The organism is Photorhabdus hindustanensis, from assembly GCF_002968995.1.
GTDB lineage: Bacteria > Pseudomonadota > Gammaproteobacteria > Enterobacterales > Enterobacteriaceae > Photorhabdus > Photorhabdus akhurstii.
This window is the reverse complement of record NZ_PUWT01000043.1, coordinates 12,833-33,264: the sequence shown is the minus strand read 5'-3', so window position 1 is coordinate 33,264 and position 20,432 is coordinate 12,833. Positions and strand designations below refer to the sequence as shown.

Genomic DNA, 20,432 nt, shown 5'->3' with positions numbered 1-20,432 from the left:
AAGGAGGCAATGTGCGACATCGTATTTTAACGTTGTTGCTGGGGTTGGCGGTGCTGGTCACTGCTGGCTGCGGTTTTCATCTGCGCGGCACCACTCAGGTGCCACCGGAACTCAAAAAGCTGCAATTAACAAGCAGTGACCCATATGGGCCACTGGCCCGTTCTGTTCGTCAACAGCTTCGTCTGAATAACGTCACTATCCTTGAGGATGGCAGTGCTGATACTCCTATTTTGAAGTTAATCGGCTCTTCTGAAAATAAAGATACTGTCTCTGTTTTCCAAGATGGTAAGGCTGCTGAGCGCCAATTGACACTGTACGTTGACGCACAAGTCATTATGCCAGACGGCAGCATATACCCGCTGCGATCCAGGGTTGACCGATCTTTTTTCGACAACCCATTAGAAGCTCTGGCGAAAGATGCTGAAAACGAGATAATCAGTCAGGAAATGCGTGAACAAGCCGCTCGCGGGTTAGTTCGCCAGTTATTGACTGTTCACAACGCAGAAAAACAGAAAGCCAGAGAAAAACAGGCGGGACAGCAAGCTGCGCAAGCACAATGATCAAACTCTATCCCGAACAACTGATTTCGCAGCTCAATGAGGGGCTGCGAAACTGTTATCTGATATGGGGTAATGAACCCCTGCTATTACAGGAAAGCCAGGATCACATCCGCAAGGCTGCTGAAAAACACGCTTTCACTGAACACTTCACCTATGCACTGGATAATCACACCGAATGGGATGAGATATTCGGTATCTGTCAGTCATTAAGTCTATTTGCTAGCCGTCAAACACTCACTTTGCTTCTGCCGGAAAATGGCCCTAACGCAGCAATGGCTGAACAACTGGTAAAACTGGCAGGGCTTCTTCACCCAGATATACTGTTAATACTACGTGGTCTGAAATTGACCAAGGCTCAGGAGAACAGTAACTGGTTCAAAGCACTAGGAAAAAACGGTGTTTATGTCAGTTGTCAGCCCCCCGAACAGCACCGTCTGCCACAATGGGTTGCACAACGGGCCAAAGCTATGAAATTGACGCTGGAAGAACAGGCCAATCAACTACTGTGTTACTGTTATGAAGGAAATTTATTGGCGTTAGCTCAGGCCCTTGAGCGACTCTCCCTGCTATACCCAGATGGTAAACTGACCTTACATCGTGTTGAAAATGCAGTGAATGATGCGGCTCACTTTACACCTTATCACTGGGTAGACGCGTTATTAGCGGGTAAAGCAAAACGAACCTGGCATATTCTGAAACAGTTAAAACAAGAAGATTGCGAAGCTGTTATTCTATTACGTACCGTACAGAGAGAATTGCTGCTGCTACTCACGCTGAAACGCCAAAGTACCACAACTCCAATGAAAACGCTGTTAGATCAGCATCGAGTATGGCAAAACCGTCGCCCATTACTGGCAAGTGCGCTGCAACGTCTCACTCAACATGATTTGCAGCGAGCACTTCATTTACTTGTACAGATGGAACGCCAAATCAAACAGGATTACGGCCAGTCTATTTGGTCAGATTTAGAAACTCTTTCCATGCTGTTATGTGGAAAAACCTTACCTGAGAGTTTTCTTAATGCCTCATACCACTAATTCTACTTGCCCCAAACAACCCGTTATTCAAGCATTATTTGGTGGAACATTCGATCCCATCCATTATGGGCATTTGCAACCAGTTGAAACCCTGGCATATCAAACTGGTCTGAAACAAGTGATTTTACTACCAAATCACGTCCCGCCACACCGCCCACAACCAGAAGCCTCCGCACAACAGCGGCTTGAAATGGTACAACTAGCTGTACAAGATAACCCTCTGTTTACCGTCGATAGGCGTGAACTGGAGCGCACCATCCCCTCCTACACAATTGATACGCTAGAGTCATTCCGTCAGGAACTTGGCAACAAACAACCACTGGCATTCATAATCGGCCAAGATGCTCTATTATCACTGCATACTTGGCATCGTTGGCAAGAACTGCTGAATCTCTGCCATTTACTGGTTTGCGCTCGTCCTGGTTATCAGACCCAGTTTTCCACAACTGAAATGCGACAATGGTTTACAGAACATCAAATCCGCGATCCAAACCAGCTTGGCAATCAACCTAACGGTTATATCTACCTGGCGGATACACCGCTGCTGCCTATCTCAGCAACAGACATCCGTCAACGCCACCAACAAGGGTTAAGTTGTGACGATTTACTCCCCCTTTCAGTGCAAAAGTATATAGACTCACAGGGGTTATATCGCCAATAGCGAAATCTGCCTCGATTAGTCGCTTAGTTGGCTTACCCTTAAGTGACCTGGCATGCTATTATTCCGCACTATTTAATCAATTGTGATAAAAAATAAGGATGAGCCTTTTGCAAGGTAAAGAACTCCAACAGTTTGTTATTGATAAGCTTGAAAACTCCAAAGCACAGGATATCGTTTCCCTTGATGTTCAAGGGAAATCCAGTATTACCGATTGCATGATTATCTGCACCGGAACCTCCAATCGCCACCTGATGTCTGTCGCAGACAATCTGGTTGATGACTGTCGTGCGAGCGGCCTGATCCCACTTGGCGTTGAAGGGCAAGGCGTGTCTGACTGGATCGTCGTAGACCTCGGTGAAGTTATCGTACATGTCATGCAAGAAGAGAGCCGCCGCATGTATGAACTTGAAAAGCTCTGGAGCTGAGTTTGAAGCTGCAATTAATCGCTGTAGGTACAAAAATGCCGGACTGGATACAGGCCGGCTTTATCGATTATTTGCGCCGTTTTCCCAAAGATATGCCATTTGAATTGGTAGAAATTCCGGCTGGCAAACGGGGCAAAAATGCAGATATTAAGCGCATTCTGGAAAAAGAAGGCGAACAGATGCTGGCCGCTATTGGCAAAGGCAACCGTATTGTTACCCTGGATATTCCGGGTTCCCGTTGGGAAACACCTCAACTGGCGCAACAACTTGAACATTGGAAACGAGATGGTAGAGATGTCAGTTTATTGATAGGCGGGCCAGAAGGTCTCGCTCCAGCATGTAAAGCTGCCGCAGAACAAAGCTGGTCACTGTCACCGCTGACCTTACCCCATCCTCTGGTCCGGGTTTTGGTTGCGGAAAGCCTGTACCGGGCATGGAGCATTACCACCAATCATCCCTATCATCGGGAATAATTTGGTTATCAACGGATAAAAGCGAATTCTGGCAATGGGATGAAAAATAAACGTACCCCTTTTCGTGATTATACGGCTGAATCAGCCCTATTCGCTCGCCGCGCATTGGTGGCGTTTATTATCATCCTGGTACTGACTGGTATCCTGATTGCCAATCTTTACCATTTACAAATTACTCGCCACGAAGACTATCAAACCCGTTCAAACGAAAACCGTATTAAACTGGTTCCAATTGCGCCAAGCCGCGGTATCATCTATGACCGTAACGGCACCCCATTGGCGCTTAATCGAACCATCTACCAGTTGGAAATCATCCCCGAAAAGGTAGAAAACCTTGAGCAAACGCTAAATGATTTACGTAATGTTATCGATCTGACTGACGAAGACATTGCCAACTTTGAAAAAGAGCGTAAGCGTTCGCGCCGCTTTACCTCTATTCCATTGAAAACATCACTTGATCATATTCAAGTCGCACGCTTTGCCGTTAACCAATACCGTTTCCCTGGTTTCGAAATAAAAGGCTACCAACGCCGCTTCTATCCTTATGGCTCAGCACTGACACATATCATCGGTTATGTGGCTAAAATTAATGATAAAGATGTAGAACGATTGGATAAAGAAGGTATTTTACCTAATTACGCCGCTACCCATGACATCGGCAAACTGGGTATTGAACGCTACTATGAAGCTGTTTTACACGGCAAAACAGGTTACGAAGAAGTCGAAGTGAATAACCGAGGCCGGGTAATACGCCAATTACATGAACAACCACCGCAGGCCGGACAAGATATTTACCTCACTATCGATCTCGAATTGCAGATCTACATTGAGAAACTCCTCACAACCAGCCGTGCTGCGGTCGTTGTCAGTGATCCACGTAATGGGGAAATTCTGGCGCTGGTATCTAACCCAAGCTATGATCCAAACCTATTCGTAAACGGCATCTCCAATAAGAACTACCAGGAATTATTAAACAACCCTGATAGACCGCTTATTAATCGTGCTACTCAAGGGATCTACCCTCCAGCTTCGACAGTGAAACCTTTCATTACTGTTGCAGCACTAAGCACAGGCGTGATCAATAAAAATACCACCATTTTTGATCCGGGTTGGTGGCAATTACCGGGTTCAGAAAAACGCTACCGTGACTGGAAACGTTGGGGACATGGTAGTCTCAATCCGCATAGAGCCATTGTAGAATCAGCGGATACTTTCTTTTATCAAGTTGCCTATGATATGGGAATTGATCGTCTATCTGAATGGATGACCAAGTTTGGCTATGGCGAATACACTGGCATCGACCTGGCCGAAGAACGCACCGGTATCATGCCTACTCGCGAATGGAAACAAAGGAAATATAAAAAACCTTGGTACCAAGGAGATACCATTCCTGTTGGCATCGGCCAAGGATATTGGACAGCAACCCCCATTCAAATGGTGAAAGCGCTGATAACTTTAATTAACGATGGTAATGTAAAAACACCACATCTGCTGCTAAGCAAGAAGCTGAAAGGTGAGATGATCCCTTATCAACAAACAGAAAATATCCAGATTGGCGATATCCATTCAGGATATTGGGAATTGGCAAAAAGTGGCATGTACGGTGTTGCCAACTTGCCAAACGGTACCGGCCACAAGAGTTTTACCGGCACGCCTTATAAAGCAGCGGCCAAATCGGGAACAGCACAGGTCTACAGTTATGAAACCTACAATGCCAGTAAAATTGCAGAGCATTTACGGGATCATAAGCTGATGATTGCTTTCGCGCCTTATGAAAATCCGACCGTAGCTCTTTCCATTATTTTAGAGAATGGTGGCGCAGGTCCAGCAGTAGGAACCCTTGTTCGCCAAATCCTCGACCATGTACTATTAGGGGATAACAACACAACATTGCCGAATGCGGTCCCGACTCCCCCCGGAACAGAAAGTGACTGATTAACACCATGACAGAAAACCAAAAAAGGGTTCCTCTCTGGACCAGATTACATATCGACCTACCGTTACTCCTGTGCATTTTGGCATTGCTGATATACAGCGCTTTTGTTATGTGGAGTGCCAGCGGTCAAGATATGGGTATGATGGAGCGCAAAGTTGGTCAAATTGGCGCCGGACTGGTTGTCATGCTCATCATGGCGCAGATTCCGCCAAGAGTTTATGAAAGCTGGGCACCCCATCTCTATATTGTTTGTGTCATTTTACTGATTTTTGTCGATGCTTTTGGGCAAATAAGTAAAGGCGCACAACGCTGGCTGGATTTAGGCATCATCCGCTTCCAACCTTCTGAGATCGCCAAAATCGCAGTACCACTGATGATCGCACGCTTTATGAACCGCGATTTATGCCCGCCCTCGCTGAAAAATACCACCATTGCTCTGATGCTCATTTTTCTGCCTACTCTACTGGTCGCCGCTCAACCAGACCTAGGGACTTCAATTCTGATCGCGGCTTCTGGCCTGTTTGTCTTGTTCCTTTCTGGCATGAGTTGGCGATTGATCGGTATTGCAGCTCTACTGTTAGCCTGTTTTATCCCCATTTTGTGGTTCTTCCTGATGCATGGTTATCAGCGCGATCGCGTCATGATGCTGCTTGATCCAGAAAGCGATCCGCTAGGTAAGGGTTACCACATTATTCAATCAAAAATCGCGATTGGCTCCGGTGGCTTATCAGGTAAAGGCTGGCTATTAGGAACACAATCTCAACTGGAATTTCTGCCGGAACGTCATACAGATTTCATATTTGCCGTACTGTCGGAAGAACTTGGTTTAATTGGCGTACTACTGTTATTAACATTATATATGTTATTAATTCTGCGTGGACTGGTCATCGCAACCAAGGCGCAGAACACTTTTGGCCGGGTTATGGTTGGCGGCCTAGTGTTAATCCTGTTTGTTTATATCTTCGTCAATATCGGCATGGTGAGTGGTATTCTGCCTGTAGTAGGCGTTCCTTTGCCATTTGTCAGTTATGGCGGCTCAGCGTTAATCGTCTTAATGGCTGGCTTCGGCATTATCATGTCGATTCACACACACCGAAAATTGTTGTCTAAAAGTTTATAGAAAAGAGGTTTCAATGCGTCAACACTGGCTTATACTTGGCATGATTGCAGCCCTGCTATCCGGCTGTACTACTCCTGACAAACAAAAACCTTCCCCGTTACCAGCAGTACCAACGCAGGATGTTCTGGGAGCAGAACCTCGCTACGAGCCTTATCACCCTAGCGCCAATAATGATTATCAGATGAACGGACATACTTATCATATTGTGCAAAATCCGTCTCAATTCAGTGAAACTGGCTACGCAAGTTGGTACGGTGAGGAATCTAGCGGCAAAATGACCGCAATTGGCGAGCGTTTTAATCCTTATGCGCTGACAGCCGCCCATCCTACCCTGCCAATTCCAAGTTATGTCCGTGTGACCAACTTGAGCAATGGCCGTATGATGATTGTTAGAGTCAATGACCGTGGTCCTTATAAACCTGGACGAATTATCGATTTATCGAAGGCTTCTGCTGAACGTTTAAACCTGACTCAAAGTACCAAAGTTAAGGTTGATTTTATTGAGGTGGCCCAAGACGGTTCTGTATCTGGCCCCGGTACCATTGGCAGCCAGATAGTTAAACAGAGTTACGCTCTACCGGGTAGACCCACGCTGACAACCAGCCCACTAGGAACACCAACAATGGAGAACGTCCCTGATCAGACCGGCAGCCAGCCTTTAACAAATCAGCAGGTGGAACAAACTCAATCATTGATGGCACAACCGGAAACTACCGAGCAACTACCCGCAATGAAGCTGCAACCCCCTAAACCTGTTACAAACAGTACTTCGATAGTAACAGCACCGACAGCCGCCTCAGCGAACGGTTTTATGGTTCAGGTTGGCGCTGTTAGCAGTGAGCAACGAGCAAAAGAGTGGCAACAAACACTGGCGCAACGCTTTAATGTTCAAGGACGCGTAACTCAACATAGTAACGTTTATCGTGTACAGTTGGGGCCATTCAACAATCGCCAGCAAGCTGCCGATTTACAACAAAAACTGGCTGACCAGATACAACAGTCTTCTTTTATCGTCAGCCCTTAATCGTTCTCTTACTGATATCTCACTTTGATTCAGATATCAGTAAGAGGAGTAAAAAAATGTAAACCCGAGTCTTGTCAAAATTTGGCAATGTCAGTATTTTTTTCATTTGCTATGATGTGACTCGATATCAACCTTTTCTCACGGATGCTGTCCAACCGACCATGAAATATACAACCACTTTTCATTTTATAAAAAGCGCCACCTTGGGTGTCGCGCTGGCAATAAGTGCTTCTGCCTTTGCCGATGGAAATGATATCAACCTGAAAACGATGATCCCAGGCGTGCCTCAGATCGACGCGGAAGCTTATATCCTTATCGATTACAATTCAGGCAAAGTGCTAGCCGAAATGAATGCAGATGCACACCGTGATCCTGCCAGTCTGACAAAAATGATGACCAGTTATGTCATTGGTCAAGCAATTAAATCAGGCAAAATCCACCCAAATGATATGGTCACTGTCGGTACTGACGCATGGGCAACAGGTAATCCGGTATTTAAAGGTTCTTCCCTGATGTTCCTCAAGCCAGGCGATCAGGTCTCGGTTTCCATGTTATCCCGCGGTATAAACTTGCAATCCGGTAACGATGCCTGTGTTGCAATGGCAGATTATGTTGCCGGTAGCCAAGAGTCTTTCGTTAATTTAATGAATGGTTATGTGAAATCTCTCGGATTAAAGAATACGAATTTCAAAACCGTTCATGGTCTGGATGCAGAAGGCCAATATAGCTCTGCCCGTGATATGGCGCTGATTGGTCAAGCGCTGATCCGTGATGTTCCCGAAGAGTACGCCATCTATAAAGAAAAAGAGTTTACCTACAACAATATCCGTCAAACAAACCGTAACGGCTTGTTGTGGGATAAAAGCTTGAATGTCGATGGTATCAAAACCGGTCACACTAGCGCAGCGGGTTATAACCTGGTCGCTTCTGCAACGGAAGGCGATATGCGTCTGATTTCTGCGGTATTAGGCGGCCACACTTACAAAGGCCGAGAAACAGAAAGTAAGAAACTACTGACCTGGGGTTTTCGTTTCTTCGAAACTGTTGCTCCTCTGCAAGCAAACAAAGAGTTCGCTTCTGAACCAGTCTGGTTTGGCGATAACGATAGGGTTCAGTTAGGTGTTGATAAAGATGTTTATCTGACTATTCCCCGTGGCCGTCTGAAAGATCTGAAAGCCAGCTATGTCATGAATAATAGTGAATTACATGCACCACTGGCGAAAGATCAAGTCGTGGGTACTATCAACTTTCAACTTGATGGTAAGACTATTGAACAGCGGCCTTTAGTCGTCATGAATGAAGTAAAAGAAGGCGGCATCTTTAGCCGCTTTATCGATTACATCAAGCTACTATTTCATCATTGGTTTGGCTAATTCTTGAGATAATTAAGCGATAAACCCCACCAAAGCGAATCGGGCTACCGCCCAATCGCAGTAAGTCCCCCGCGTTTTAAGGCGGGGGAAAGTATCAAATTTTACAGAAGAAACTGACCGTACGATCGCGGAAAGCAAAAACAGGAGCGCCCATGAAAACGAAATTAAATGAACTACTTGAGTTCCCTTGTTCATTCACTTACAAAGTGATGGGCCTGGCGGAGCCTGAGCTAGTCAATCAGGTCGTTGAAGTAGTTCAACGCCATGCACCGGGCGATTACTCTCCACAAGTGAAACCAAGCAGCAAAGGCAACTACCACTCAGTATCCATTACCATCAATGCAACCCATATTGAACAGGTAGAAACGCTGTATGAAGAGTTAGGTAACCTTGAATTGGTACGGGTCGTGCTGTAATAGAAGCAGAGAAATCCCCTATAATTTCACAGGGGATTCTTTATCTATCAGAAATACCACTATTTCAAGCGCACTAAACTGGAGAGAACCTCTTCCGAGGGTTATACTGACCAAATCTTATAGCTATAAAATGAAGTTTCAATTGCAACATAAAACGATTTTCTTACGTCAATTAGGAATACAACCCTACGGGCCGATTTCTGATGCAATGCACTTATTCACTGAGCAGCGAGATATTAATACACCTGATGAAATTTGGCTGGTACAGCATCCAAAAGTCTTTACTCAAGGACAAGCAGGTAAAGCTGAACATTTGCTATCCCTCGGTGATATTCCGATTATTCAATCCGATCGTGGTGGACAAGTCACCTATCATGGCCCTGGTCAACAGGTTATGTATGTCATGATTGACATCAAACGCGCCAAAATTGGTGTACGGCAATTGGTTACGGCGATAGAGGATACTGTCATTAAAACCCTTGCTCACTTTGGTGTGGAAGCCTATGCCCGCCCGGATGCCCCCGGTGTCTACGTCAATGAAGCCAAAATTTGCTCTCTTGGATTACGGATACGCAAAGGTTGTTCTTTCCACGGGTTAGCCCTCAATATCGCAATGGATTTAGAACCCTTTTTGCGTATTAATCCTTGTGGCTATGCCGGCATGAAAATGATTCAACTCAGTGAGTTAGTTCCCGGAATTACTGTTGAGCAAGTACAGCCTATTCTGGTGGAGAAATTTTGCCAGCAGTTAGGATTTAAATTGAACAATTAAAGATGCTATAATTTTTTAACATTTTTCAAAAATTTTTTAATGGTTTGTCATACAGTAGACTGAATGATAAATCTCAACCTGATGAATTTAACACTGGAACCAGCACGATTATGAGTAAACCAATTCAGATGGAACGTGGCATTAAGTACCGCGACGCAGACAAAATGGCGCTGATCCCGGTCAAAACAGTGATGACCGAACGTACAGAAATCTTGCGTAAACCTGAGTGGATGAAAATCAAACTTCCTGCGGATTCCAGCCGCATTCAGGGCATCAAATCCGCCATGCGCAAAAATGGTCTGCATTCCGTCTGTGAAGAAGCGTCCTGCCCTAACCTGGCTGAATGTTTCAATCACGGTACAGCAACCTTCATGATCCTTGGCGCAATTTGCACCCGCCGTTGCCCTTTCTGTGATGTTGCACACGGCCGCCCAATGGCGCCTGACACCAACGAACCGGTAAAACTGGCACAAACCATTAAAGATATGGCTCTGCGCTACGTTGTCATCACCTCCGTTGACCGTGATGATCTACGTGACGGTGGCGCTCAACACTTTGCTGATTGCATCTCTGCTATTCGTGAAAAAAATCCATCCATCAAAATTGAAACCTTAGTGCCTGATTTCCGTGGACGTATGGATCGCGCACTTGAAATACTGACAGCGACACCACCCGACGTCTTTAACCATAACCTGGAAAACGTACCCCGGGTTTACCGTCAAGTGCGCCCTGGTGCAAACTATGAGTGGTCACTAAAATTACTTGAAAAGTTTAAAGAAGCCCACCCTGATATTCCAACCAAGTCAGGTCTGATGGTCGGTCTCGGAGAAACCAACGAAGAAATTCTTGATGTTATGCGCGATCTGCGCCGCCACGGTGTCACCATGCTGACCTTGGGCCAATATCTACAGCCTAGTCGTCATCATTTACCGGTACAGCGCTACGTCAGCCCACAGGAATTTGATGAAATGAAAGAAGAAGCGTTAGCTATGGGATTCACCCATGCTGCCTGCGGTCCATTTGTTCGTTCTTCTTATCATGCTGACTTGCAAGCCAGAGGTGAAGAGGTCAAATAACCCAGTTTCTTATACCCTATGGATTTCAAGCTGCATCGCGACGGCAAGGGAGTGAATCCCCGGCAGCATAGCAAACTATGTGACCGGGGTGAGCGAGTGCAGCCAACAAAGAGGCAGCTTGAAAGATGACGGGTATATTATGACTAATATTATTCTGGCGGTATTTATCGGAGGCGGTTTAGGCAGCGTATTACGCTGGTTTATCAGCCTCCGCCTTAATAATATTTCTTCTAATATCGCGATTGGCACCCTTACTGTTAACTGTATCGGTGCATTAATTATCGGACTAGGGTTAGCCTATTTTAATAAATCTACCCATCTCGATCCGGCTTGGAAATTGATGTTGACCACCGGTTTTTGTGGCGGTTTAACAACCTTTTCCACCTTTTCTGTTGAAGTGGTTTATTTGTTACAGGATGGAAAACTAGGATGGGCACTGGGAACAGTTTTGCTTAATCTTTTTGGATCATTATTAATGACCATGTTAGCTTTCGTATTGATGCGTGAACTTTAAATTAAAATTACCTGCATATCGCACAAGCCAAAAAAAACCCGTTGAAATAACGGGTTTTCGAAATACGGAGTTAAAATCAGATAGCGACAACGTTTACAGCAGATGGACCTTTAGCGCCGTCAGTGATTTCAAACTCTACTTTTTGACCTTCTGCCAAAGTTTTAAATCCGTTACTCTGAATAGCAGAGAAATGCACAAATACGTCTTTGCTACCATCTTCTGGAGTGATAAACCCGAATCCTTTAGATTCATTAAACCACTTAACGTTACCTTTAATTTTTGACATCAAACTTACCTTTAACGTGAAAATTAAGACACAAAATCTGTGTCGCATACAGTACAGCAAATAAGTTGGTTCATTGTCTACAACCAAGATCACGAAAAGCATAATAAAATACGATAGATGTTATCTTTAATTTAGTTTTACCACTAAATAATACACATATATAAATATCTATAACCCTCCCTGGTCTTTTATCACACAATTTACCTAACAAACAAATGACTAGGCTTTTTCATGTTCCAATAGCCAACTTTTAATATTCAAGCCTCCGGTATATCCCACCAATTTACCATCATGTCCAATAACACGATGGCAAGGCACAATTAATGAGATCGGATTACGAGAATTAGCCATTCCTACCGCGCGGCAATAATTAACTGAACCTAATGCTAATGAAAGTTGCTTATAACTCCACACTTCTCCAAATGGGATCTTACATAGCTGTAACCATACACGCTGCTGGAATTCAGTTCCTGCCGGGTTGAGTGGAACAGAAAACTCAGTACGCTTACCGGCAAAATATCCCCGTAACTCTTTCACGCACTGCTTAGTAATATCATTTTTTACTTCGGGCGCTGTTTTTTCATCAACAAAATATAGACTGGTCACCCCCTTATCATCCGCAGTGATATGAATATACGGTTTAGGGAATCCTTTGGGTGTATCAAAATAGTGATGATACATAACCACCTCCATTGAAAAAAATATCAATCATTATAGGGATTAGAGTAAATCGTCTTTTCGACAAATTGCAATGATGAATTCAGTTGCTCCCTTACCACCGACTAGAAAACTTAAACTTGTCTAAAGGCGAAAAGCCGGCCAACAAACAGAGAATAACTCACATTGTAATTTTAATGATAGTCACTCGATGTAAAATTAACACCATATATAGTATGGTTGAAATAAAATTTCACTATATATAGTATAGCTCAAGTTCTGGCCTTTAGTAAAATTATTACTCATGAACCAAATTTTGCCATTGCATGCCCACAAACTGACAAAGGAGTCGTTAATGAGCATTACCATTTATAGCAAACCAGACTGTGTACAATGCAACGCAACCTATCAAGCGCTAAGCCGAAGAAACATTCCTTATCAGATTGTCGATTTGACCGAAAACCCGCAGGCTTTAGCGACTATCCGTGCTATGGGCTATCAGCAAGTTCCTGTGGTTGTCACGGACACACAGCATTGGTCAGGATTTCGTCCAGATAAAATCAACGCATTAACTGAGAATTTGTAGGTTTATTATGAATATAAATCCGCTGATCTATTTCTCCAGTTCGTCCAGTAATAGCCATAGATTTGTTCAGAAACTGGAGATACCAGCCCTTCGTATTCCGATCAATCAATCGGGTAACCTATTAAATGTAACTTCTCCTTACATTTTACTGACACCCAGTTATGGCGGTGGTAGTGCTAAAGGCGCCGTTCCACTACAAGTGATTCGATTTCTAAATATCGCCGAAAACCGGGCACTAATCCGGGGAGTCATCGCGGCCGGGAATACAAACTTTGGCGAAGCTTACGGCATAGCTGGACGGATAATTTCAGAGAAATGTCAAATCCCCCTCCTATACCGTTTTGAACTGTTGGGCACTGAAGAAGATGTACAACGGGTACGCCAAGGTATTCAAAGATTCTGGCAACTGATTCATTAGAGAATAGGTAATTATGACTTTTCAAATTAATGCACAACAGGATTATCATGCTTTAAATGCCTTGCTCAATCTGTACGATAGTGAAGGAAAGATGCAATTTGATAAAGACAAACTGGCTACTCATTACTATTTTCGCCAGCATGTAAATCCAAACACACTATTTTTTAATAGCTTAAAAGAGAAGCTGGATTTCCTCCAACAAGAAGGATATTACGAAACAAACGTGCTGGAGCAATACGATTTTGCTTTTATTAAAAAGCTCTTTCAGCAAGCCTATAGCAAAAAATTCCGCTTTCAAACCTTTCTGGGCGCATTCAAATATTACACCGGCTATACTCTGAAAACCTTCGATAATAAACGCTATCTGGAACGCTATGAAGATCGGGTATGCATGGTAGCACTGACCCTGGCCCAAGGCGATCAGATGCTGGCTTGTCGTCTGGTGGACGAGATGATCAGCGGCCGTTTTCAACCAGCAACGCCAACCTTTCTTAATTGTGGTAAGAAACAGCGAGGAGAATTGGTTTCCTGTTTCCTGCTGCGCATTGAAGACAATATGGAATCCATCGGACGTTCGGTGAATTCAGCATTACAGCTTTCAAAACGTGGCGGTGGTGTCGCATGTTTACTCAGTAACCTACGGGAAACGGGTGCCCCGATAAAAATGATTGAAAACCAATCATCAGGTGTTATCCCAGTGATGAAAATGCTGGAAGATGCATTCTCATATGCCAATCAACTCGGTGCACGCCAGGGTGCAGGCGCTGTTTATCTTCATGCTCATCACCCCGATATTCTCCGTTTTTTGGATACAAAACGGGAAAATGCCGACGAAAAAATTCGTATCAAAACACTCTCTATTGGCGTCGTTATTCCTGATATTACTTTTAAGTTGGCTAAACATAATGAAGATATGTATCTATTCTCACCTTATGATATTCAACGGGTTTATGGTGTTCCAATGTCCGAAATTAGCATTACAGAAAAATATGTTGAAATGGTGAATAACCAACAAATTCGGAAATCAAAAATAAATGCCCGCGAATTTTTCATGACGTTAGCTGAGATCCAATTCGAATCTGGCTATCCCTATATTATGTATGAAGACACTGTGAATAATGCTAACCCAATTAAAGGTCGGATTAATATGAGTAATTTATGTTCCGAAATTTTACAGGTTAACAGCGCCAGCGAATATGAAGATGATTTAAGTTACCGCCATATTGGGAAAGATATTAGTTGTAATCTGGGATCAATGAATATAGCTCATACAATGGATTCACCTGATTTTGCCCTCTCTATTGAAACGGCTGTCCGCGCTTTAACCTCGGTATCAGATATGAGCCATATCCGTTCAGTTCCTTCTATCGAAAAAGGAAATCAGGATTCTCATGCTATTGGTTTGGGGCAAATGAATCTTCACGGCTATTTGGCAAGGGAAAAAATTCATTATGGTTCTGAAGAGGGAATAGATTTCACCAATATCTATTTCTATATCGTAACTTATCACGCTCTACGTACTTCCAATCAAATCGCTATTGAACGCGATAGCTATTTTAAAGGCTTTAAAGATTCTCGTTATGCCAGTGGTGAATTTTTCAATAAATATATAGAAAAGGCATGGCAACCTCAGACAAAAAAAGTCTCTCAATTGTTTAAACAAGCAGGAATAACCATTCCTAATCAACAAGACTGGCTTACATTAAAAGCCTCAATTATGACTCATGGTATTTACAATCAAAACCTCCAAGCTATTGCTCCTACAGGTTCTATTTCATATATCAACAATTCAACCTCAAGCATTCACCCGATTGTATCCCGTATTGAGATCCGTAAAGATGGTAAAACAGGACGGGTATATTACCCAGCGCCATTTATGACGAATAATAATCTTGAATATTACCAAGATGCTTACGAAATAGGACCGGAAAAAATTATTGATACTTATGCTATAGCCACTCAACACATCGATCAAGGATTATCACTGACACTCTTCTTCAAAGAAGATGCCACTACACGTGATATTAACAAAGCCCAAATTTATGCCTGGCGTAAAGGAATTAAAACACTTTATTACATCCGTCTGAAACAGACTGCTCTGAAAGGCACGGAAGTACAAGATTGTGTTTCATGCTCACTGTAAAATGATTCTGGAAATTTATTATGATTAGTAATCCTATACGCGCAATTAACTGGAACCGAATTGAAGATGACAAAGATCTAGAAGTTTGGAACCGACTGACAACTAATTTTTGGTTACCGGAAAAAATTCCATTATCCAATGATATTCCTTCATGGAATACACTGACGACAGAAGAAAAAGAGCTGACTATTCGGGTATTCACCGGGCTGACGCTACTGGACACAATTCAGAACACCGTTGGCGCTCCAGCGTTAATGGAAGATGCTCTGACACCTCACGAAGAAGCGGTTATGTCCAATATTAGCTTTATGGAAGCTGTTCACGCGCGTTCTTATAGTTCGATTTTTTCAACATTATGCCTAACAACTGATGTGGATGATGCTTATCGCTGGAGTGAAGGGAATATTTCATTACAGAATAAAGCTAAAATTATATTAAATCATTATAGTTATCATCATCCATTAAAGAAAAAGGTTGCCAGTGTTTTTCTAGAATCATTTTTATTCTATTCAGGCTTCTATTTACCTATGTATTGGTCAAGTCGAGGAATATTAACAAATACAGCCGATTTAATCCGACTTATTATCCGAGATGAAGCCATTCATGGTTATTATATTGGATATAAATTTCAACAATCATTAAATAAACATTCAACATTAGAGCAAAAAGAAATTAAAGAATTCACTTTTTCATTATTATTAGAATTATACGAAAATGAAATTAAATATACAGAAGAACTTTATGATATTGTTGGCTGGAGTGAAGATGTTAAAAAATTCTTGCATTATAATGCTAATAAAGCGTTAATGAACCTTGGCTACGAAACCTTATTTCCTCCAGAAATGACAGATGTCAGCCCTGCAATTCTCTCTGCATTATCACCAAATGCCAATGAAAACCATGATTTCTTTTCTGGTTCAGGTTCATCATATATTATCGGTAAAGCAGTTAATACCGAGGATGAAGATTGGAATTTCTAAAGAGAATGATTTTATTTTACATAGGATAATTCAAAATAACCATAATACTCTAATATTTTAATGGCCAGATTATTGAGCCTCTTTTTTAAACGATAAAACGCCATAAAATCCTTATATCTTTATGGCGTTTTTTCATGATTGTTACCATTTCTACGGATATTTTTTTTACCACCCACGCCTCTTATTATCATCCTTAACAACAAAAAACATTAATATAGCTAATTAATTATAAATTAAATTTCATTCCAATTAGATATAATCAACATTATAAACTAATAATCGATTCTATTCACAATATGATGAATGATTTATTTGGCAATCAAATTAAAAAATGCATCAATAACAGAAACATAGAATAATATTACCCTTTTAATATCCACATTGATTTATACGAAATAATTTGCCAATAACAATGAAATTACGACAAATACATCTAATTTAAGTCATTTAATATTACTATTTTTTACATTAATTATTATTAACATAGGGTTGTCAGGCTCTCTCAGTGTGTTAGGGTATATATATTCAAAGAATCATGCAGAGATGAATAATGCATAACACCATTACATAACCATCGAAAGGGAAGTAACTATTTCATGGCAATTAAACTTGAAGTTAAAAACCTCTATAAGATATTTGGCGATCATCCAGAATATGCTTTCAAATTATCGAATTCAGGCTTAAGCAAAGATCAGATATTTGAAAAGACAGGTATGACTGTCGGCATACAAAATGCCAATCTGGCCATTGAAGAAGGCGAAATATTTGTCATCATGGGATTATCAGGCTCCGGCAAATCCACAATGGTACGCCTTCTCAATCGCCTGATAAAACCAACTCGCGGCCAGGTATTAATTGACGGTGAAGATATTTCTGAGATTCCAGAAACAGCATTAAGAGAAATTCGCCGTAACAAAATCAGTATGGTTTTCCAATCATTTGCACTGATGCCACATCTAAACGTACTGGAAAACAGCGCCTTTGGTATGGAACTTGCCGGGATCGCCAAACAAGAGCGCGATAAAAAAGCATTGGATGCACTGAAACAGGTAAACCTGGAAAATTATGCGCAATCCTATCCAGATGAGCTATCAGGCGGAATGCGCCAACGTGTCGGGCTTGCCAGAGCATTAGCTAATAACCCAGATATTTTGCTAATGGATGAAGCGTTTTCTGCCCTCGACCCATTAATTCGTACAGAAATGCAAGATGAACTGTTAAGTCTGCAAGGCAATCAGCCACGGACTATCGTCTTTATTTCTCACGATTTAGATGAAGCAATGCGCATCGGCGATCGGATTGCCATTATGCAAGACGGTGTTGTTGTACAAGTCGGCACGCCTGATGAAATCCTGAATAATCCAGCAAATGACTATGTGAAAACTTTCTTTCGTGGCGTAGATATCAGCCATGTATTTAGTGCTAAAGACATTGCCCGCCGCCGTCCAGACTCTCTGCTTCATATTGCACCCGGTTTTGGTCCTCTTTCTGCATTGAAAGTCCTCGATGACGAAAACAGAAACTATGGTTACTTGATCGAACATGGACAAAAATTCGCCGGTATAGTTTCCACAAATTCATTGGAAAAAGCATTACGGGAAAAAAAACCTATCGAACACGCCATATTAGCGGAACCGACCGCCGTTGCCGCAGATATGCCCCTCAATGAGCTGATTGCTGTTGTAGCACAATCACCTTGTGCGGTTCCGGTTGTTGGAAATAACGACAAATACATCGGCGTTATTTCCAAAGGGATGCTGTTGCAGGCATTAGATAAGGAGACACCAAATGAGTAATCAAAACGAACATCAAACTCAGCCTGGACAGAATACACAGGGTACCCCTTCCTCTAATGTGGATAATACAGATCCCTGGAGCAACGGAACCAGTGCTGACAATGCAACAGGTTCTGACTGGCTGGATGCTCCCACAACTACGGTACAGCCTGAACATTTCAATATCATGGACCCATTCCAACACCCACTTATCCCCTTAGATTCATGGGTAACACATGCCATTGATTGGATTGTGCTAAATTTTCGTCCTGCATTTCAGGGGATACGCGTCCCCATTGATTTTGTTCTCAGTGGCTTTGAACAATGTCTGACTTCAATACCGGCCCCTATTGCCATCCTATTTTTCGCCTTGATTGCCTGGCAGTTATCAGGCATTAGCATGGGTATTACCGCGCTGATTTCTCTGGTAATTATTGGTGCAATAGGCGCATGGTCTGAAGCGATGGTTACGCTATCGCTAGCTCTGACATCTCTGTTGTTCTGCACTATCGTTGGCTTACCACTTGGTATATGGCTGGCACACAGCAAGAGATCTGCAAAAATCATCCAACCGCTGCTTGATGCCATGCAAACCACACCGGCATTCGTCTATCTGGTTCCGATTGTCATGCTGTTTGGCATCGGTAACGTGCCTGGAGTTATCGTCACCATTATCTTTGCTCTCCCCCCGATTGTCCGTCTGACAATTTTAGGCATCAAACAAGTTCCGACAGATCTGATAGAAGCAGCCGAATCTTTTGGCGCCAGCCCTCGCCAGATGCTGTTTAAAGTTCAATTACCACTGGCTATGCCAACCATTATGGCCGGTGTCAACCAAACCTTGATGCTAGCCCTATCAATGGTTGTTATTGCATCAATGATTGCAGTTGGTGGTTTAGGCCAAATGGTTTTGCGAGGTATTGGCCGTCTCGATATGGGACTTGCCGCAGTAGGCGGCGTCGGGATTGTTATTCTGGCGATTCTCCTTGACCGCCTAACACAGTCTCTTGGCCGCGATAACCGAACGAAAGGAGTAAATCGCTGGTATGCCACCGGACCTATTGGATTAATTACCCGTTTATTCAGCCAAAAAGCATAACCTTCAAAAACACCGATCAAACCACAAGAATTTGGTAAACACATGATGACCGCAACAGGAGAAAAAACCATGCGCAAAATAGTTATCTGGGCGATATCCCTGTCATCACTGATAAGCTCTCAATTATTCGCTGTCGAACTACTAGGTAAAGGTATCAGCGTACAACCCGTACAAAGCACCCTTAGCGAAGAAACATTCCAGACGTTGATCGTCAGTAAAGCATTGGAAAAACTTGGCTATGATGTCAAACCCATCAAAGAAGTAGACTACAACGTCGCCTATTCCTCTATCGCTTCCGGTGACGCAACCTTTATGGCTGTAAGTTGGGAACCTCTGCACAACACCCAATATCAGGTAACAGGCGGCAACGCAAAATTCTACCGTGTTGGCAACTATGTAGAAAATGCCGCTCAGGGGTACTTAATCGACAAAAAAACAGCGGAAAAATACAACATCACGAATATTGCCCAACTGAAAGATCCGAAAATAGCCAAATTATTCGATACTAACGGTAATGGCAAAGCCGATTTGACTGGCTGTAATCCCGGTTGGGGCTGTGAAATCGCCATTAACCATCATCTTAAAGCTTATGGTTTAAACAATAGCGTTGAGCATAATCAAGGGAACTATGCGGCCATGATGGCAGATACTATTACCCGCTATAAAGAAGGCAAACCCATCTTATATTACACATGGACACCTTATTGGGTCAGTGATGTGCTGAAACCGGGCAAAGATGTTGTCTGGCTGCAAGTTCCTTTCTCCGCTATGCCTAACGATGAAAGGATAGATACGAAACTGCCAAATGGTGCTAACTATGGTTTCCCGCCAAGTATTATGCACATTGCCGCCAATAAAAAGTGGGCAGAAGTCAACCCGTCCGCCGCCAAACTATTTTCTATCATGAAAATGCCCCTCGCTGATATCAACGCCCAAAATTTGCGGATGCATAATGGTGAAGCATCACAAGCGGAGATTGAACGTCACGCCAATGGTTGGATTAAGGCTCATCAGAAATTGTTTGATGGTTGGATCGAAACCGCCGCCAAGGCTGCCGAAAATAATTAACATTCTGGATATCACAGTGAATTGGTCTATACC

At 42.9% G+C, this 20,432-nt stretch carries 22 protein-coding genes; 20 read left to right on the top strand and 2 right to left on the bottom strand.

Annotation, left to right across the window (positions count from 1 at the left end):
• Positions 1 to 11: 11 nt before the first annotated feature.
• The 13 genes from lptE to crcB all read left to right on the top strand — a co-directional run bounded on the left by lptE (position 12) and on the right by crcB (position 11,387).
• Entirely contained in the window at positions 12 to 560 is a 549-nt protein-coding gene (gene lptE / locus C6H66_RS15890) for an LPS assembly lipoprotein LptE (RefSeq protein WP_046397277.1), read from the top strand.
• Entirely contained in the window at positions 557 to 1,597 is a 1,041-nt protein-coding gene (holA, locus tag C6H66_RS15885) for a DNA polymerase III subunit delta (protein ID WP_046397278.1), read from the top strand. The genes lptE and holA overlap by 4 nt, the downstream gene beginning before the upstream one ends.
• Positions 1,581 to 2,258, top strand: a complete 678-nt coding sequence (gene nadD / locus C6H66_RS15880) for a nicotinate-nucleotide adenylyltransferase (protein ID WP_105396084.1) — start codon at positions 1,581 to 1,583, stop codon at positions 2,256 to 2,258. Before holA ends, nadD begins: the two co-directional genes overlap by 17 nt.
• 98 nt (positions 2,259 to 2,356) lie before the next feature.
• Positions 2,357 to 2,683 carry a ribosome silencing factor gene (gene rsfS, locus C6H66_RS15875; protein WP_074525019.1) on the top strand — a complete coding sequence of 109 codons (327 nt, stop codon included), beginning with the start codon at positions 2,357 to 2,359 and terminating at the stop codon, positions 2,681 to 2,683.
• Between the two features lie 2 nt (positions 2,684 to 2,685).
• Entirely contained in the window at positions 2,686 to 3,156 is a 471-nt protein-coding gene (gene rlmH / locus C6H66_RS15870; protein ID WP_040151546.1) for a 23S rRNA (pseudouridine(1915)-N(3))-methyltransferase RlmH, read from the top strand.
• Between the two features lie 39 nt (positions 3,157 to 3,195).
• Positions 3,196 to 5,091 (top strand): peptidoglycan DD-transpeptidase MrdA, encoded by a 1,896-nt coding sequence (mrdA, locus tag C6H66_RS15865; RefSeq protein ID WP_036813319.1) that lies wholly within the window; start codon positions 3,196 to 3,198, stop codon positions 5,089 to 5,091.
• Between the two features lie 8 nt (positions 5,092 to 5,099).
• Complete coding sequence (mrdB, locus tag C6H66_RS15860; RefSeq protein WP_036776743.1) at positions 5,100 to 6,212, top strand: peptidoglycan glycosyltransferase MrdB; 1,113 nt, start codon at positions 5,100 to 5,102, stop codon at positions 6,210 to 6,212.
• Between the two features lie 13 nt (positions 6,213 to 6,225).
• A complete protein-coding gene (gene rlpA, locus C6H66_RS15855) occupies positions 6,226 to 7,236 on the top strand; it encodes an endolytic peptidoglycan transglycosylase RlpA (protein ID WP_105396083.1) in 1,011 nt (336 codons plus the stop codon).
• Between the two features lie 161 nt (positions 7,237 to 7,397).
• Positions 7,398 to 8,609: a D-alanyl-D-alanine carboxypeptidase DacA gene (dacA, locus tag C6H66_RS15850; RefSeq protein ID WP_036776813.1), complete on the top strand. Its 1,212-nt coding sequence runs from the start codon at positions 7,398 to 7,400 to the stop codon at positions 8,607 to 8,609.
• 152 nt (positions 8,610 to 8,761) lie between these two features.
• Positions 8,762 to 9,025: a DUF493 family protein YbeD gene (ybeD, locus tag C6H66_RS15845; RefSeq protein ID WP_011145617.1), complete on the top strand. Its 264-nt coding sequence runs from the start codon at positions 8,762 to 8,764 to the stop codon at positions 9,023 to 9,025.
• Between the two features lie 130 nt (positions 9,026 to 9,155).
• Positions 9,156 to 9,797 carry a lipoyl(octanoyl) transferase LipB gene (gene lipB / locus C6H66_RS15840; RefSeq protein WP_036776748.1) on the top strand — a complete coding sequence of 214 codons (642 nt, stop codon included), beginning with the start codon at positions 9,156 to 9,158 and terminating at the stop codon, positions 9,795 to 9,797.
• Between the two features lie 110 nt (positions 9,798 to 9,907).
• On the top strand, positions 9,908 to 10,873 hold the full coding sequence (gene lipA, locus C6H66_RS15835; protein WP_036776751.1) for a lipoyl synthase: 966 nt from the start codon (positions 9,908 to 9,910) through the stop codon (positions 10,871 to 10,873).
• Between the two features lie 139 nt (positions 10,874 to 11,012).
• Positions 11,013 to 11,387, top strand: coding sequence for a fluoride efflux transporter CrcB (crcB, locus tag C6H66_RS15830; RefSeq protein ID WP_105396092.1), 375 nt, complete (start codon positions 11,013 to 11,015; stop codon positions 11,385 to 11,387).
• Positions 11,388 to 11,463: 76 nt separating this feature from the next.
• Here crcB and cspE read toward each other — a convergent pair whose 3' ends face one another.
• Positions 11,464 to 11,673 (bottom strand): transcription antiterminator/RNA stability regulator CspE, encoded by a 210-nt coding sequence (gene cspE, locus C6H66_RS15825; protein ID WP_021323071.1) that lies wholly within the window; start codon positions 11,671 to 11,673, stop codon positions 11,464 to 11,466.
• Between the two features lie 219 nt (positions 11,674 to 11,892).
• Positions 11,893 to 12,354: a methylated-DNA--[protein]-cysteine S-methyltransferase gene (locus C6H66_RS15820; RefSeq protein WP_036776753.1), complete on the bottom strand. Its 462-nt coding sequence runs from the start codon at positions 12,352 to 12,354 to the stop codon at positions 11,893 to 11,895.
• Positions 12,355 to 12,685: 331 nt separating this feature from the next.
• Between C6H66_RS15820 and nrdH the strand changes: the two genes are divergently transcribed.
• The 7 genes from nrdH (at position 12,686) to proX (ending at position 20,399) form a co-directional block, all read left to right on the top strand.
• Positions 12,686 to 12,916 carry a glutaredoxin-like protein NrdH gene (nrdH, locus tag C6H66_RS15815; protein WP_036776755.1) on the top strand — a complete coding sequence of 77 codons (231 nt, stop codon included), beginning with the start codon at positions 12,686 to 12,688 and terminating at the stop codon, positions 12,914 to 12,916.
• 13 nt (positions 12,917 to 12,929) lie between these two features.
• Positions 12,930 to 13,334: a class Ib ribonucleoside-diphosphate reductase assembly flavoprotein NrdI gene (nrdI, locus tag C6H66_RS15810; protein WP_040151579.1), complete on the top strand. Its 405-nt coding sequence runs from the start codon at positions 12,930 to 12,932 to the stop codon at positions 13,332 to 13,334.
• A 13-nt stretch (positions 13,335 to 13,347) separates the two neighbouring features.
• Positions 13,348 to 15,477 carry a class 1b ribonucleoside-diphosphate reductase subunit alpha gene (nrdE, locus tag C6H66_RS15805; protein ID WP_105396082.1) on the top strand — a complete coding sequence of 710 codons (2,130 nt, stop codon included), beginning with the start codon at positions 13,348 to 13,350 and terminating at the stop codon, positions 15,475 to 15,477.
• Between the two features lie 20 nt (positions 15,478 to 15,497).
• Positions 15,498 to 16,457, top strand: a complete 960-nt coding sequence (gene nrdF, locus C6H66_RS15800; protein WP_105396081.1) for a class 1b ribonucleoside-diphosphate reductase subunit beta — start codon at positions 15,498 to 15,500, stop codon at positions 16,455 to 16,457.
• A gap of 596 nt (positions 16,458 to 17,053) precedes the next feature.
• The gene (gene proV / locus C6H66_RS15795) at positions 17,054 to 18,253 is read left to right on the top strand and encodes a glycine betaine/L-proline ABC transporter ATP-binding protein ProV (RefSeq protein WP_105396080.1); all 1,200 of its coding nucleotides are present in this window, start codon (positions 17,054 to 17,056) and stop codon (positions 18,251 to 18,253) included.
• Positions 18,246 to 19,331: a glycine betaine/L-proline ABC transporter permease ProW gene (proW, locus tag C6H66_RS15790; RefSeq protein WP_105396079.1), complete on the top strand. Its 1,086-nt coding sequence runs from the start codon at positions 18,246 to 18,248 to the stop codon at positions 19,329 to 19,331. The genes proV and proW overlap by 8 nt, the downstream gene beginning before the upstream one ends.
• Before the next feature lie 69 nt (positions 19,332 to 19,400).
• The gene (proX, locus tag C6H66_RS15785) at positions 19,401 to 20,399 is read left to right on the top strand and encodes a glycine betaine/L-proline ABC transporter substrate-binding protein ProX (protein ID WP_105396078.1); all 999 of its coding nucleotides are present in this window, start codon (positions 19,401 to 19,403) and stop codon (positions 20,397 to 20,399) included.
• Positions 20,400 to 20,432: the final 33 nt, after the last annotated feature.

Coding starts and splice junctions, on each gene's coding strand:
- holA (WP_046397278.1), top strand. CDS start 557: ATGATCAAACTCTATCCCGAACAACTGATTTCGCAGCTCAATGAGGGG.
- nadD (WP_105396084.1), top strand. CDS start 1,581: ATGCCTCATACCACTAATTCTACTTGCCCCAAACAACCCGTTATTCAA.
- rsfS (WP_074525019.1), top strand. CDS start 2,357: ATGAGCCTTTTGCAAGGTAAAGAACTCCAACAGTTTGTTATTGATAAG.
- mrdA (WP_036813319.1), top strand. CDS start 3,196: ATGAAAAATAAACGTACCCCTTTTCGTGATTATACGGCTGAATCAGCC.
- mrdB (WP_036776743.1), top strand. CDS start 5,100: ATGACAGAAAACCAAAAAAGGGTTCCTCTCTGGACCAGATTACATATC.
- rlpA (WP_105396083.1), top strand. CDS start 6,226: ATGCGTCAACACTGGCTTATACTTGGCATGATTGCAGCCCTGCTATCC.
- dacA (WP_036776813.1), top strand. CDS start 7,398: ATGAAATATACAACCACTTTTCATTTTATAAAAAGCGCCACCTTGGGT.
- ybeD (WP_011145617.1), top strand. CDS start 8,762: ATGAAAACGAAATTAAATGAACTACTTGAGTTCCCTTGTTCATTCACT.
- lipB (WP_036776748.1), top strand. CDS start 9,156: ATGAAGTTTCAATTGCAACATAAAACGATTTTCTTACGTCAATTAGGA.
- lipA (WP_036776751.1), top strand. CDS start 9,908: ATGAGTAAACCAATTCAGATGGAACGTGGCATTAAGTACCGCGACGCA.
- crcB (WP_105396092.1), top strand. CDS start 11,013: ATGACTAATATTATTCTGGCGGTATTTATCGGAGGCGGTTTAGGCAGC.
- cspE (WP_021323071.1), bottom strand. CDS start 11,673: ATGTCAAAAATTAAAGGTAACGTTAAGTGGTTTAATGAATCTAAAGGA.
- C6H66_RS15820 (WP_036776753.1), bottom strand. CDS start 12,354: ATGTATCATCACTATTTTGATACACCCAAAGGATTCCCTAAACCGTAT.
- nrdH (WP_036776755.1), top strand. CDS start 12,686: ATGAGCATTACCATTTATAGCAAACCAGACTGTGTACAATGCAACGCA.
- nrdE (WP_105396082.1), top strand. CDS start 13,348: ATGACTTTTCAAATTAATGCACAACAGGATTATCATGCTTTAAATGCC.
- nrdF (WP_105396081.1), top strand. CDS start 15,498: ATGATTAGTAATCCTATACGCGCAATTAACTGGAACCGAATTGAAGAT.
- proV (WP_105396080.1), top strand. CDS start 17,054: ATGGCAATTAAACTTGAAGTTAAAAACCTCTATAAGATATTTGGCGAT.
- proW (WP_105396079.1), top strand. CDS start 18,246: ATGAGTAATCAAAACGAACATCAAACTCAGCCTGGACAGAATACACAG.
- proX (WP_105396078.1), top strand. CDS start 19,401: ATGCGCAAAATAGTTATCTGGGCGATATCCCTGTCATCACTGATAAGC.